Genomic DNA, 13,579 nt, shown 5'->3' with positions numbered 1-13,579 from the left:
GCCAGCCCGCGTCAGGCGCCGTGCGCTTCCACCGTGTCTTCGACCATGCTGCCCGCTCGCAGCCGCAACAGGCGATGGCAGGCGCGGGCCAGTTGCTCGTCGTGGGTCACCAGCATCAGCGTGGTGCCGGATTCGCGGTTCAGTTCGAAGATGAGGTCGATGATCTGGCGTCCGGTCGCGGCGTCCAGGTTGCCGGTCGGCTCGTCCGCCAGCAGCAGTGCCGGCTTCATCGCGAAGGCGCGGGCCAGTGCGACACGCTGCTGCTCGCCACCGGAAAGATGCTTGGGATAGTGCGCCAGCCGCTCCTTCAAGCCGACGCGCGCCAGCCAGCTCTCGGCCTGCTCGCGAGCGCCGCTGCGGCCGGCCAGCTCCAGCGGCATCATCACGTTTTCCAGCGCAGTGAGCGCGGGCAGCAACTGGAATGCCTGGAACACGAAGCCGATGTTCTCGCCGCGTACGCGGGCGCGGGCGTCCTCGTCCAGCGCGAACAGGTCGTGCCCTGCGAGCTTCACGCTGCCGCTGCTCGGAACATCCAGCCCGGCGAGCAGTCCCAGCAAGGTCGATTTGCCGGAGCCCGAGGCGCCGACGATGGCCATGGTTTCCCCGGCCTCCACGGCAAAGTCGATGTCCTGCAGAATGCGCAGCGTGCCGCCATCGGCCAGCGGCACCTGCTTGTTCAAACCACTCACCGTCAGAACGGATTGAGACATATGCGATTGTCCTTGTTGCGCCTGGTGTTCTTCGTTTTCAGCTTCGTCGCTTCGTCCGCCACCCTGGCGGCGACGAAGACGGTCCTCATCATGGGGGACAGCCTGTCCGCCGGCTACGGCATCGCCCAGCAATCCGCCTGGCCGGTGATCATCGGCCAGCGCATCACGCAGGCAAAAATACCCTATGCCGTCGCCAACGCCAGCATCAGTGGCGAGACCACCGCCGGCGGCCGCTCGCGCATCGATGCCGAACTGACACGTCACAAACCTGCCGTGGTCGTCATCGAACTCGGCGCCAACGATGGACTGCGTGGATTGTCCCTGAAACAGATGCGCGACAACCTGGATGCGATGATCAAGGCGTCGCAGAAGGCAGGGGCCCGCGTGATGCTGATCGGCATGCAGATGCCGCCGAACTTCGGCCAGAGCTATACCGGGAAGTTCCGCGACACCTTCAGCGACCTGTCGAAGGAACACAAGACCGCCCTCCTCCCCTTCCTCATGGAGGGGTTCGCGGAGAAGCGGGAGCTGTTCCAGCCAGACGGCATACACCCGACGGCGGAAGCGCAGAAGACAATTGCGGACAATGTGTGGCCGGTGCTGCGACCGCTGCTGAAGTAAGGCGTTGCAATAGCGGGCTTTCGAGGCGCCTGCCCGACTGACTGCTAGCGGGTGCCGGCCGGAGCCTCCGGCGTCTGCACGAAGACTTCACCGGGCTTGGTGAGGCCCAGTTCGAAGCGCGCGCGTTCCTCGATGGCGTCGTAGCCGGTCTTCAGGTCCTGCACTTCGGCGGCCGTGCCGGCGTTGCGGACTTCCAGCTTCTGGTTGGCGTCCTGCAGGCGCTGCAACTGCGCCTGGGATTCCTGCACATGGCGCCAGCCGCCCTTGCCGAACCACAGCGGGTACTGCAGGGCAATCAACAGCGCGACGATGATCAGGGTGGGCCAACGCATCGGAAGATTTCAGTGTGAGCAGATACGACAACGGGGGCCGTCGGCCCCCGTTTTGCTGCGACGGAGCTTAGTTTACTTCAGGCGCAGGTTGTAGAACGCGCTGCGGCCCGGGTAGATCGCGGTTTCGCCCAGGTCTTCCTCGATGCGGAGGATCTGGTTGTACTTGGCGACGCGGTCCGAACGGCTCAGCGAACCGGTCTTGATCTGGCCGGCAGACAGGCCCACGGCGATGTCGGCGATGGTGCTGTCCTCGGTTTCGCCCGAGCGGTGCGAAATGACGGCGGTGTAGCCGGCGCGCTTGGCCATCTCGACCGCGGCGAAGGTCTCGGTCAGCGTGCCGATCTGGTTCACCTTGATCAGGATGGAGTTGCAGATGCCGCGGTCGATGCCTTCACGCAGGATCTTGGTGTTGGTGACGAACAGGTCGTCGCCCACCAGCTGGACCTTCTTGCCCAGGCGGTCGGTCAGCAGCTTCCAGCCGTCCCAGTCCTGCTCGGCCATGCCGTCTTCGATCGAGATGATCGGGTACTTGTCGGCCAGGTTGGCCAGGAAGTCGACGTTCTGCTCCGGCGTCAGCGTGAGCTTCTCGCCGTGCATTTCGTACTTGCCGTTCTTGAAGTACTCGGAGGCGGCGCAGTCCAGGCCCAGCACCACGTCGCGACCGGCTTCGTAACCGGCCTTGGCGATGGCTTCCATGATCAGGTCCAGCGCTTCGGTCGCGCCGGAGACGTTGGGAGCGAAACCACCTTCGTCACCCACGGTCGTCGGGTAGCCCTTCTTGTCGACGATCTTCTTCAGGTTGTGGAAGATCTCGGCGCCGCAACGCAGCGCTTCGCGGAAGTTCGGCACACCCACCGGCAGGATCATGCATTCCTGGAAGTCCAGGCTGTTGTTGGCGTGCGCACCACCGTTGATGACGTTCATCATCGGCACCGGCAGGGTCATCTGGCCCGAACCGCCGAAGTAGCGATACAGCGGCAGGCCGGCTTCTTCAGCAGCAGCGCGGGCGGTGGCCATGGACACGGCCAGCAGCGCGTTGGCGCCCAGGCGGGCCTTGTTCTCGGTGCCGTCCAGCTCGATCATGGTCTTGTCGATGTAGGCCTGCTCTTCGGCATCCAGACCGACCAGCGATTCGCAGATCTCGGTGTTGACGTTCTCGACGGCCTTCAGCACGCCCTTGCCCAGGTAGCGGCCGGCATCGCCGTCGCGCAGTTCGATGGCTTCGCGGGTACCGGTGGACGCACCGGACGGCACGGCCGCACGGCCCATGACGCCGGATTCCAGCAGCACGTCGGCTTCGACTGTGGGGTTGCCGCGGGAATCCAGAATTTCGCGGGCGATCACATCAACGATTGCACTCATGACTTTCCTCTTCGATCAATGCTTTGGGAGATTCAACTTTTTCAACTCTTGGGCGGCGCCAGGTCGACGAAGCGCAGTTCTGCCACCTCGTTCCACCGGGCGAGCACCGCCAGATGCGCAGGATGCTCGAAATACGAAAACAGGGCCTGTTCGTCGTCAAAGCTGGCGAACAAACCGTAATCCCACGCCTCTGCGTCCGGCGTCACGTTGAAGCCGTGACGCCATTCGCGAATGCCGGTTACCTGGCCCGGCAAGGCTTCCATTGCTGCATGCACGGCTTTCACGGCGGGAGATTCTGCCGCAAAACCGGGCTTGAAACGAAACAACACAAGGTGCGTGATCACCGTGACACCTGCATGAAACAGGTGGCCGTCACACGCACCGGGCTCATCCCTTGCGCTTGCCGGCCTGTTCGATCGCCGCCTTCACGTAGGCGATGAACAGCGGGTGGCCGTTGCGCGGGTTCGACGTGAATTCCGGGTGGAACTGCACGCCGATGAACCACGGGTGCTGGTCTTCCGGCAATTCCATCATCTCCGGCAGGTTTTCGGTCGGCGTACGCGCCGAGATCACCATGCCGGCCGCTTCCAGCTTGGGCACGTAGGTGTTGTTCACCTCGTAGCGGTGGCGATGGCGCTCGTTTACTTCTTTACCGTAGATGCTGGCGGCGCGAGTGCCACCCTTGATCGGGCAGCGCTGCGCGCCCAGGCGCATGGTGCCGCCGAGGTCAGACTGCTCGTCACGCTTCTCCACGCGGCCTTCGCGGTCGGCCCATTCGGTGATCAGCGCCACGACTGGGTGAGGCGTCGCCGGCTCGAACTCGGTACTGTTGGCGCCTTCCAGCCCGGCGACGTGGCGCGCGAACTCGATGGTAGCCAGTTGCATGCCCAGACAGATGCCGAGGTAAGGCACCTTGTTCTCGCGGGCGTAGCGGATCGCAGCGATCTTGCCTTCCGTGCCGCGACGGCCGAAACCGCCCGGTACCAGCACGGCATCCATGTCCTTCAAGGAGCCGGGGCCTTCGTTCTCGATCTGCTCGGAATCCAGGTAATGGATGTTCACGCGGCTGCGGGTGTGCATGCCGGCGTGCGTCAGCGCTTCGGTCAGCGATTTGTACGACTCGGTGAGATCGACGTACTTGCCGACGAAGGCGATATTCACCTCCTGCTCGGGATTGTTCAGCGCGAAGACCAGCTTGTTCCACAGCGTCAGGTCGGCCGCGCGCGCCAGGATGGCCAGCTTGTGGCAGACGATCTCGTCCAGCATCTGGTCGTGCAGCATGGCCGGCACGTTGTAGATGGAGTCCGCGTCCAGCACTTCGATGACCGCTTCCGGCATCACGTTGCAGAACAGCGCGATCTTGCGGCGTTCTTCCGGCGGAATTTCGCGGTCGGCACGGCACAGCAGCACGTCGGGCTGGATGCCGATCTCGCGCAGGTCGCGCACGGAGTGTTGTGTCGGCTTGGTCTTCAGCTCACCCGCCGTCGCCACGTAGGGCAGCAGCGTGAGGTGCATGTAGCAGGTGTTGTTCAGGCCTTCCTCGATGCGCATCTGGCGGATGGCTTCGAGAAACGGCAGGGATTCGATGTCGCCGACCGTACCGCCGACTTCGACGATCGCCACGTCGGCGCCTTCGGCACCGCGCTTGACGTTGTGCTTGATCTCGTCGGTGATGTGCGGGATGACCTGCACCGTCTTGCCAAGGTATTCGCCGCGACGCTCCTTGCGGATCACGCTGTCGTAGATCTGGCCAGTGGTGAAGTTGTTGCGCTTGCCCATCTTGGCGCTGGTGAAGCGCTCGTAGTGGCCAAGGTCGAGATCGGTCTCGGCCCCGTCTTCCGTGACGAAAACTTCGCCATGCTGGAAGGGGCTCATGGTGCCCGGGTCGACGTTGATGTAGGGGTCCAGCTTGAGATGGGTGACCTTGAGTCCGCGGGACTCGAGGATGGCGCCCAGCGACGCCGCCGCGATGCCTTTGCCCAGGGAGGACACGACACCGCCGGTAACGAAGACGTACTTGGTCATGGAAAATGCAACGGCAGGAAAACCGAATTGTACCCGATTCGGCCTTCGCTTCGACCCCGCCGCGCGGGCCCGATCTGCCCGAGCGGCAGAATTTGCCGCCCAAACCCCTGCCTTATCCCGGTCTGACCACGAGGGGTCTGCCGCTACATTGCCTGGCATCCGTTTTCCTTCTGCCAGCCTTCATGCTGCAAGCCCGACGTTCCATCCAGCTGCTGTCCTGCGGGGTCGCCGCACTGCCCGTGGCAGCCGCCGCGCAGAGCGCCGGCATGCCCTCGGCCAGCGCCAGTTTCATGCAGATGATCCTCGGTCTGGCCGTGGTGCTGGCCTGCCTGTACGGCGCCCTGCTCCTGCTGAAGAAACTGCAGCAGAAAGCCGGCCAGGGGACGCACAGCCTCAAGGTGCTCGGCGCCACCGCGGTCGGTCCCCGCGAACGGGTGGTGCTGGTGTCGGTCGGCAACCAGGTGCTGGTGCTGGGGGTTGCGCCCGGCCGGGTCAACACGCTGCACACGCTGGCCGCCAGTGATCTCCCGGAAACGCCGGCACCGGCGCTGCCTGCTGCCGGTGATTTCGCCAATCGACTGAAGGCCCTGATGGAGCGTCGTCGCGATGCGTGATGCGCGCCTTCCGGGTCCGATGGCCCAACTCGTCCGCAGAGCCCTGACCGTCGCCGTTTTCCTGTTGCCGGCCGTGGCCGCCGCGCAGGGCATGCCCGCGCTGACCACCACGCCGGCACCCGGCGGCGGCACGACCTACAGCCTGAGCGTGCAGACGCTGCTGACGCTGACCGCACTCGGCTTCATTCCGGCCGCGGTGCTGATGATGACGAGCTTCACCCGGATCATCATCGTGATGAGCCTGCTGCGCCACGCGCTGGGCACGCAGACCTCGCCGCCCAACCAGGTCATGCTGGGCCTGTCGCTGTTCCTGACCTTCTTCATCATGTCGCCAGTGCTGGACCGCGTGTACCAGGAGGCCTGGGTACCGCTGTCGGAGAGCCGCATCCAGTTCGACGAGGCCCTGACACGCGCCGCCGTGCCGGTGAAGGGTTTCATGCTGAAGCAGATCCGCGAGCCCGACCTGTCCCTGTTCACCCGTCTCGCCAAGGTGCCGCGCGTGGAAAAAGCGGAGGACCTGCCGATGCGCGTCATCGTGCCGGCTTTCATCACCAGCGAACTGAAAACCGCCTTCCAGATCGGCTTCATCATCTTCCTGCCCTTCCTGATCATCGACATGGTGGTGGCCTCCGTCCTCATGTCGATGGGGATGATGATGATGTCTCCGGTCATCGTGTCACTGCCCTTCAAGATCATGCTCTTCGTGCTGGTGGACGGCTGGAACCTGCTGGTCGGCACGCTGGTGAACAGCTTCGGCTGAGGCACAAGAAAGGACTAACCTCATGACCCCCACCACCGTCGTGGCCCTTGGCCGCGAAGCACTCGAAATCACCCTGATGGTCGCCGCCCCGCTGTTCCTGGCGGCACTGGCGACCGGCCTCATCATCAGCATTCTGCAGGCAGCCACGCAGATCAACGAAATGACGCTGTCGTTCGTGCCGAAGCTGGTCATCATGTTCATCACGATGATCCTCGCCGGCCCGTGGATGCTCACCATCCTGACGGACTACATCCAGCGGCTGTTCGAGTCGATACCGTCGCTGATCGGTTAGCGCCGCGCCGATGCTGCAGATCACCAGCGCCCAGCTCGATGCCCTGCTCCTCACCTGGGCCTACCCGGCTGCGCGCATCCTGGGGCTGATCGCCGCCGCCCCGATCTTCAACAACCTGGCCGTGCCGGCACGCATCCGTCTCGTGCTGGGCCTCGCCATCACCGCCGCCGTGGCTCCCGCGCTGAACGTGGCGCCGACCTTCCAGCCCGGCACCTACATTGGCATGTCGGTCATGGCCCAGCAGATGCTCATCGGCGTCGGCATGGGGCTGGCGATGCGCATGGTGTTCACGGCGGTGGATGTCGCCGGCGAAGTCATCGGCATGCAGATGGGCCTGTCCTTCGCCACCTTCTACGACCCGCAGAACGCTGCGCAGACCGCCGTGCTGTCGGAATTCCTGGGGCTGCTCACCAGCATGATCTTCCTGGCCATGAACGGCCACCTGCTGATGATCGACGTGCTGGTGCGCAGCTTCGAGCTGCTGCCGGTCTCGCCCCGGCCACTCGGTGCGGAGGGCTGGCTGGCGCTGGGTCGCGCCGGGGGCATCATCTTCGGTGCCGGCCTGCTGCTGGCCCTGCCACTGGTAGCCGCCCTGCTGATCACCAACATTGCGCTGGGCGTCCTGACCCGCTCGGCGCCACAACTGAACCTGTTCGCCATCGGCTTCCCGATCACCTGCACCATCGGTTTCTTCGTGCTCATGTTCGGCCTGGACGCCTTCGCTCCGGTCATGGCGCACTTCTTCGACCGTGGCTTCGACCTGATGGACACGGCCCTCCGCGGCTGGGTCCGCTGAGCTGCTCGGCTCCTGCCCGACCCCGCAGCTCGGGCGTAACTTGCCCGAAACATCCCAAAAATCAGTAGACTCGCGGGTCGTAGCAAGAAAGCCCGCAACCCGACCCGCAACCGTCAACCCGGCTACGGCAAGCTGTCCGTAGCCAAGCCGATCGCGCCGAGCGAATGTCCAAACCCATTGAATTCAAGGCCGGCACGCTGAGCGCCGTCACCGCGCTGATCCGCGAACTGGACAATGTCCGGCTGGCCGACACCCTGCACGCCATGCTGGGCGGTACCGGCGAGTTCTTCGCCGGCGAGCCTGCCGTCATCGACCTGTCCCAGCTGAAGACTGCCCCGGAACGCGCCGACTGGTCCGGCCTGGGCAGCCTGCTGCGCCGTCATGGCCTGCAGCCGGTTGGCGTACGACACGTTCCGGAGCATCTGGCCGACAGTGCCCGCAAGGCCGGTCTGGCCGTGCTGGGCGACAAGGCGGCGAGCAGCAATGAGCAGGCGGTGACCGCGCCCACTGCGGCAAAGGCCGAGCCGGCCCCCGCTGCGGAGCCCGCAGCCAGGCCGGAGGAAGCCACCCGGCGCGCACCGACGATGGTCATCGACCGCTCGGTCCGTTCCGGCCAGCAGATCTATGCCCGTGGCACCGATCTCGTGATTCTCGGCGGCGTCAGCAACGGTGCCGAAGTCATCGCCGACGGCAGCATCCATTGCTATGGCCCCCTGCGTGGCCGCGCACTGGCGGGTGCACAGGGCGACGCGACTGCCCGTCTGCTGTGTACCAATTTCGGGCCCGAGCTGGTATCCATCGCCGGCGTGTACCGCACTTTCGAGAAGGGCATTCCGCCCGTGGTCGCGGGCAAGGCAGCCCACGCCCGCCTCGTCCAGCAGAACAACCAGAACAGCCTGAGCATCGAAGCGCTCACGCTGGATTGAACGCTCCGCACATTCAGCAAACCCATTCGCACATATTCAAGGGGAAACCGTGGCACGCATCATCGTCGTGACATCCGGCAAGGGTGGCGTAGGCAAGACCACCACCAGCGCCAGCTTTTCCAGCGGACTCGCCATGCGCGGCTTCAAGACGGCCGTCATCGACTTCGACGTCGGCCTGCGCAACCTGGACCTCATCATGGGCTGCGAGCGCCGCGTGGTGTATGACCTCATCAACGTGGTGAACGGTGAAGCCAACCTGCATCAGGCGCTCATCAAGGACAAGCACTGCGAGAACCTCTTCGTGCTGCCAGCCTCGCAGACCCGCGACAAGGATGCGCTGACCGAGGAAGGCGTCGAGAAGGTGCTGAAGGACCTGGAGCACATGGGCTTCGAGTACATCATCTGCGACTCCCCGGCCGGTATCGAGCGTGGCGCAGTGATGGCCCTGACCTTCGCCGACGAAGCGCTGGTCGTGACCAACCCGGAAGTCTCGTCGATCCGCGACTCCGACCGCATCCTCGGCATCCTGCAGAGCAAGAGCCGTCGCGCGAAGGAAGGCCAGGAGTCGGTCAAGGAACACCTGATCGTCACCCGCTATTCCGCCAAGCGCGTCGAAGAAGGCGAGATGCTGTCGTACAAGGACGTGCAGGAACTGCTGCGCATTCCGCTGCTGGGCGTCATCCCGGAATCCGAGACCGTGCTGCAGGCGTCGAACGCCGGGTCGCCGGTGATCCACACCAAGGGCAGCGAGGCCGCCGACGCTTACGCGGACGTCATCGCACGCTTCCTTGGCGAAGAACGCGAGATGCGCTTCGTTTCCTACGAGAAGCCGGGCCTGCTCAAGCGCCTGTTCGGAGGTAACTGACCCATGTCCTGGTTCGAGAAGCTGTTCGGCGGCAGCCAGCCGAAATCGGCCCAACTGGCCAAGGAACGCCTGACCCTGGTGATTGCCCACCAGCGCACCGACGACAACCACGCTCCGGACTTTCTGCCCGACCTGCAGAAGGAACTGATCGCGGTGATCTCCAAGTACGTGAAGGTCAATCCGGATGACATCAAGGTCCAGCTGGAGAAGAAGGACAACTACGAGGTGCTGGAAGTGAACATCGTCATGCCGGAAGGCGGTCGCTGAGCGCAGCGGCGGGATGAACAGACAGGAAGCACAAACAAAAAGCGGGCCGAGGCCCGCTTTTTTTATTGTTGCATCCAGCACTTATCGCTTCACTGACGCGGGCGCAGTAGCAACCTGCGGGTACTCCGTCATGCCGAACACCGACATGTCCGGCGGCATCGCCGGCAGGTGGTGGGCAATCCCCTTGTGGCAGTCGATGCAGGTCTTCTCCTTGCTCCCCAGGTACTGGGAGTGCATCGTCTGGGCCCGCACGCTCTGCCGGGTGAAGTCCATCGAATCGTAGTTGTGGCAGTTACGGCACTCCAGCGAATCGTTGGCCTTCAGGCGGGCCCATTCGTGCTGCGCCAGTTCAAGACGCTTCGCCAGGAATTTCTCGCGCGTGTTGATGGTGCCGAAGATCTTGCCCCAGACCTCCTTGGACGCCTGCATCTTGCGGGCGATCTTGTCCGTCCAGTTGTGCGGGACGTGACAGTCCGAACACTTGGCACGCACGCCCGAGCGGTTGGTGAAGTGGATCGTCGACTGCAGCTCCACGTACACGTTCTCGCCCATTTCATGGCAGCCGGTGCAGAACTGCTCGGTGTTGGTCAGCTCCATGGCGGTATTGAAACCACCCCAGAACACGATGCCAGCGATGAAGCCTGCAACCGTGATGGCACCCAGGCTGAAATGCACGCTCGGGCGGCGGATGATCGTCCAGTAACGCTTCAGCAAGGCGAGCATCAGTGCGCCCTCACTTGCCGGAAGTGTTGCGGCGACCGGCCTGCAACACGCTGTCGATGTCCTCGAAGGTATTCGTCACCACGGGCTTCACCGGCGTCTGCGGCACATGGCATTGCTGGCAGAAGTAGCGGCGCGGCGAGACTTCGCCCAGCACGTTGCCTTCCCGGTCCATGTAATGCGTGACGCTGAGTGGTACGGCCTGAGTCTCCTCGGCACGCGAGCGGGCATGGCAGAACATGCACTGGTTGAAGTTCTTGTCGACGCGGTAGTTGTCGACCTTGTGCGGGATCGTCGGCGGCTGCATCGAGTAAGCGCGCATGCGCCGCAGATCGTTGTTCTCCTCGTTCAGCAGCAGCGGCGGCCGCGTGGTGTCGGGAATCGGCGTGACGCCACGTGCGGCGTCCATGAACGGCGTGCTGACGCCCGGCTGGGCGGTCACGATGCCGGCCAGCGCGGCGCTGAGCACGACCGCCAGCGCGGCAAGAATGTGCGAGATCTTCATTTGCTTCTCCTCAGACCGCGACGATCTTGATCGCGCATTTCTTGAAGTCGGTCTGCAGCGAGATCGGATCGGTGGCGTCCAGGGTCAGCTTGTTGATCAGCTGGCTGGCGTCGAACCAGGGCACGTAGACCAGACCGCGCGGTGGCTTGTTGCGACCGCGCGTTTCCACGCGGGTGCGCATCTTGCCGCGACGGGAGATCAGCTCGACCTCCACTCCGCGACGAAGGCCCATCGCTTTGGCGTCTTCCGGGTGCATGAAGCACACCGCGTTCGGGAAAGCCTTGTGCAGCTCCGGCACCCGCTGCGTCATCGAACCGGAGTGCCAGTGTTCCAGCACGCGACCGGTGCTCAGCCAGAACGGGAACTCCTTGTCCGGGGCTTCGGCTGGCGGCTCGTAGGGCAAGGCGTAGATATTCGCCTTGCCGTCCGGATTGCCATAGAACTGGAAGCCGGTGCCCGTCTTCACGTACGGGTCCGCTCCTTCACGGTAGCGCCAGCGCGTTTCCTTGCCGTCGACTACCGGCCAGCGCAGGCCGCGCGTCTCGTGATACATGTCGAACGGCGCGAGGTCATGACCATGGCCGCGGCCGAACTGTGCGTATTCCTCGAACAGGCCTTTCTGCACGTAGAAGCCGAAGGCCTTCGACTCGTGATTTTCGTAGCCGGCCGCGATCTGCGAGGCCGGGAACTTGTCGATCTGTCCGTTGCGGAACAGCACTTCGAACAGTGTCTTGCCCTTGAGCTGGGGCATCTTCGCGATCAGGTCGGCAGGCCACACCTCTTCCACCTTGAAACGCTTGGAAAATTCCATGAGCTGCCAGAGGTCGGACTTCGCCTCACCCGGCGCATTCACCATCTGGTGCCAGAACTGCGTCCGACGCTCGGCATTGCCGTAGGCACCCTCCTTCTCCACCCACATCGCGGTGGGCAGGATCAGGTCCGCGGCCAGCGCGGTCACCGTGGGATAGGCGTCCGACACGACGATGAAGTTGTCCGGATTGCGATAGCCCGGATAGCCCTCCTCCATCAGGTTCGCCGCCGCCTGCATGTTGTTGTTCACCATCACCCAGTAGGCATTGAGCTTGCCGTCCTTGAGCATGCGGTTCTGCAACACGGCGTGGTAGCCGGCGGTGGTCGGGATCGTGCCTTCTGGAATCTTCCAGACGTGCTCCGCTTTCTTGCGGTGCTCGGGGTTGGCCACCACCATGTCGGCCGGCAGGCGATGCGAGAAGGTGCCGACCTCCCGCGCGGTACCGCAGGCGGAAGGCTGGCCGGTGAGCGAGAACGGGCTGTTGCCCGGCGTGGAGATCTTGCCGGTCAGCAGGTGCAGGTTGTAGACGAGGTTGTTGCACCAGACACCGCGGGTGTGCTGGTTAAAGCCCATGGTCCAGAAGGACATGACCTTGGTCTTCGGATCGGCATAGGCCTCGGCCAGTGCCAGCAGGCGGTTCTTCGGCACGCCGCTCATCTTCGCGGCGTAGTCCAGGTCGTACTTCGACACGAAGCGCGCGTATTCCTCGAAGCTGCTGGGCTTCGCGCCACCGGGATCCTTCGCGTTCTTTGCGGCCTTCTGCAGCGGGTGCTCGGGGCGCAGGCCGTAGCCGATATCGTCGTTGCCCAGCAGGAATTTCGTATGGCGGTTCACGAAATCCTTGTTCACCCGATTGGTCTTGATGATGTGGTTGGCGATGTAGTTGAGGATCGCGAGATCGCTCTGCGGCGTGAAAGTCAGCGTCACGTCGGCAAGGTCGTAGGAGCGATGCTCGAAGGTCGACAACACGAAGACCTTGCCGTTGGCATTGCTGAGGCGACGATCCGTCACCCGCGACCACAGGATGGGGTGCATCTCCGCCATGTTGGAGCCCCACAGCACGAAGGCGTCGGCGGCCTCGATGTCGTCGTAGCAGCCCATCGGTTCGTCGGCACCGAAGGTGCGCATCATGCCGGCGACGGCAGACGCCATGCAGTGACGGGCGTTGGGGTCGATGTTGTTGGTGCGGAAGCCGGCCTTCATCAGCTTCAGCGCGGCATAACCTTCCCACACCGTCCACTGGCCGGAGCCGAACATGCCCACCGAGGTCGGGCCCTTCTCCTTCAGCGACTTCTTGAACTGCGCGGCCATCACGTCGAAGGCCTTGTCCCAGGTCACCGGCGCGAACTCGCCATCCTTCGCGTACTCGCCGCCCTTCATGCGCAGCAGCGGCTGGGTCAGGCGGTCTCCGCCGTAGAGGATCTTGGAGAGGAAATAGCCCTTCACGCAGTTGAGGCCCTTGTTCACCTCGGCGTTGAAGTCGCCATGCGTGGCCACCACGCGACCGTCGCGCACGGCCACGTTCACGCCGCAGCCGGTACCGCAGAAGCGGCAAGGCGCCTTGGCCCATTTCAGTTTGTTGTCGCTGGCACCACCGACGCCGGTCTGGGCCTGGGCCGGCAGGCTCACGCCGGCCACCGAAGCCGCAGTGGCGGCCGCGGCCTGGCGGATAAAGTCTCGTCTAGTAGTCGTCATGGACGGGTTCCTCGATCGTTTCATTCATTGCCGCAAGCGTGTCGGCATGCTGATAGACCAGCGCGGCAGACAGCACGCCGTCCAGTTTCTGGATGGCGCCGATGCGATCCATCATCTGGCCGGCACTGTCGGCCTCCAGCGTGACGACCAGCTTGCCGGTCGGCGTGCTGGCGTGGATCTGCGCTGATTCATGGGAGGAGATTTCGGTCGCTACGGATTCGCCGCGCCCGGGGGCGGCGTGAACGACCAGGCTGGCGATGTGCAGTTCTTCGGTCATG

The 13,579-nt window shown here is 64.0% G+C and carries 17 protein-coding genes; 8 read left to right on the top strand and 9 right to left on the bottom strand.

The window, feature by feature from the left end:
• Positions 1 to 11: 11 nt before the first annotated feature.
• Positions 12 to 710, bottom strand: coding sequence for an ABC transporter ATP-binding protein (locus VVD47_RS01905; protein ID WP_327601705.1), 699 nt, complete (start codon positions 708 to 710; stop codon positions 12 to 14).
• On the opposite strand from VVD47_RS01905, the gene VVD47_RS01900 reads away from it, so the two are divergent.
• A complete protein-coding gene (locus tag VVD47_RS01900; protein WP_327601704.1) occupies positions 711 to 1,331 on the top strand; it encodes an arylesterase in 621 nt (206 codons plus the stop codon).
• Positions 1,332 to 1,375: 44 nt separating this feature from the next.
• On the opposite strand, the gene ftsB is transcribed toward VVD47_RS01900, so the two are convergent.
• The 4 genes from ftsB to VVD47_RS01880 all read right to left on the bottom strand — a co-directional run bounded on the left by ftsB (position 1,376) and on the right by VVD47_RS01880 (position 5,050).
• Positions 1,376 to 1,663 (bottom strand): cell division protein FtsB, encoded by a 288-nt coding sequence (gene ftsB, locus VVD47_RS01895; RefSeq protein WP_327601703.1) that lies wholly within the window; start codon positions 1,661 to 1,663, stop codon positions 1,376 to 1,378.
• A 72-nt stretch (positions 1,664 to 1,735) separates the two neighbouring features.
• Positions 1,736 to 3,025, bottom strand: a complete 1,290-nt coding sequence (gene eno / locus VVD47_RS01890) for a phosphopyruvate hydratase (RefSeq protein WP_327601702.1) — start codon at positions 3,023 to 3,025, stop codon at positions 1,736 to 1,738.
• A 41-nt stretch (positions 3,026 to 3,066) separates the two neighbouring features.
• Positions 3,067 to 3,369 carry a Dabb family protein gene (locus VVD47_RS01885; protein ID WP_327601701.1) on the bottom strand — a complete coding sequence of 101 codons (303 nt, stop codon included), beginning with the start codon at positions 3,367 to 3,369 and terminating at the stop codon, positions 3,067 to 3,069.
• A gap of 43 nt (positions 3,370 to 3,412) precedes the next feature.
• Positions 3,413 to 5,050: a CTP synthase gene (locus VVD47_RS01880; RefSeq protein WP_327601700.1), complete on the bottom strand. Its 1,638-nt coding sequence runs from the start codon at positions 5,048 to 5,050 to the stop codon at positions 3,413 to 3,415.
• A gap of 182 nt (positions 5,051 to 5,232) precedes the next feature.
• Here VVD47_RS01880 and fliO point away from each other — a divergent pair, with 182 nt between their 5' ends.
• The 7 genes from fliO to minE all read left to right on the top strand — a co-directional run bounded on the left by fliO (position 5,233) and on the right by minE (position 9,570).
• On the top strand, positions 5,233 to 5,664 hold the full coding sequence (gene fliO / locus VVD47_RS01875) for a flagellar biosynthetic protein FliO (protein ID WP_327601699.1): 432 nt from the start codon (positions 5,233 to 5,235) through the stop codon (positions 5,662 to 5,664).
• Between the two features lie 19 nt (positions 5,665 to 5,683).
• Entirely contained in the window at positions 5,684 to 6,424 is a 741-nt protein-coding gene (fliP, locus tag VVD47_RS01870) for a flagellar type III secretion system pore protein FliP (RefSeq protein ID WP_327601698.1), read from the top strand.
• A gap of 22 nt (positions 6,425 to 6,446) precedes the next feature.
• Positions 6,447 to 6,716, top strand: coding sequence for a flagellar biosynthesis protein FliQ (fliQ, locus tag VVD47_RS01865; protein ID WP_327601697.1), 270 nt, complete (start codon positions 6,447 to 6,449; stop codon positions 6,714 to 6,716).
• Between the two features lie 10 nt (positions 6,717 to 6,726).
• The gene (fliR, locus tag VVD47_RS01860; protein WP_327601696.1) at positions 6,727 to 7,512 is read left to right on the top strand and encodes a flagellar biosynthetic protein FliR; all 786 of its coding nucleotides are present in this window, start codon (positions 6,727 to 6,729) and stop codon (positions 7,510 to 7,512) included.
• Between the two features lie 164 nt (positions 7,513 to 7,676).
• Complete coding sequence (gene minC / locus VVD47_RS01855; RefSeq protein ID WP_327601695.1) at positions 7,677 to 8,438, top strand: septum site-determining protein MinC; 762 nt, start codon at positions 7,677 to 7,679, stop codon at positions 8,436 to 8,438.
• Between the two features lie 49 nt (positions 8,439 to 8,487).
• Positions 8,488 to 9,303 (top strand): septum site-determining protein MinD, encoded by an 816-nt coding sequence (gene minD, locus VVD47_RS01850; protein ID WP_327601694.1) that lies wholly within the window; start codon positions 8,488 to 8,490, stop codon positions 9,301 to 9,303.
• 3 nt (positions 9,304 to 9,306) lie between these two features.
• A complete protein-coding gene (gene minE / locus VVD47_RS01845) occupies positions 9,307 to 9,570 on the top strand; it encodes a cell division topological specificity factor MinE (protein WP_327601693.1) in 264 nt (87 codons plus the stop codon).
• A gap of 81 nt (positions 9,571 to 9,651) precedes the next feature.
• Here minE and VVD47_RS01840 read toward each other — a convergent pair whose 3' ends face one another.
• The 4 genes from VVD47_RS01840 to VVD47_RS01825 are packed head-to-tail and all read right to left on the bottom strand — an operon-like array spanning position 9,652 to position 13,578.
• Positions 9,652 to 10,293 (bottom strand): cytochrome c3 family protein, encoded by a 642-nt coding sequence (locus VVD47_RS01840; RefSeq protein WP_327601692.1) that lies wholly within the window; start codon positions 10,291 to 10,293, stop codon positions 9,652 to 9,654.
• Between the two features lie 10 nt (positions 10,294 to 10,303).
• Positions 10,304 to 10,795: a nitrate reductase cytochrome c-type subunit gene (locus VVD47_RS01835; protein WP_327601691.1), complete on the bottom strand. Its 492-nt coding sequence runs from the start codon at positions 10,793 to 10,795 to the stop codon at positions 10,304 to 10,306.
• A gap of 10 nt (positions 10,796 to 10,805) precedes the next feature.
• Positions 10,806 to 13,301: a periplasmic nitrate reductase subunit alpha gene (gene napA, locus VVD47_RS01830; protein ID WP_327601690.1), complete on the bottom strand. Its 2,496-nt coding sequence runs from the start codon at positions 13,299 to 13,301 to the stop codon at positions 10,806 to 10,808.
• Positions 13,288 to 13,578: a chaperone NapD gene (locus tag VVD47_RS01825; protein WP_327601689.1), complete on the bottom strand. Its 291-nt coding sequence runs from the start codon at positions 13,576 to 13,578 to the stop codon at positions 13,288 to 13,290. The genes napA and VVD47_RS01825 overlap by 14 nt, the downstream gene beginning before the upstream one ends.
• Position 13,579: the final 1 nt, after the last annotated feature.

Source organism: Uliginosibacterium sp. H1 (assembly GCF_036017065.1).
GTDB lineage: Bacteria > Pseudomonadota > Gammaproteobacteria > Burkholderiales > Rhodocyclaceae > Uliginosibacterium.
The sequence above is the reverse complement of the archived record's forward strand: the minus strand, read 5'-3'. Positions and strand labels throughout refer to the sequence as shown.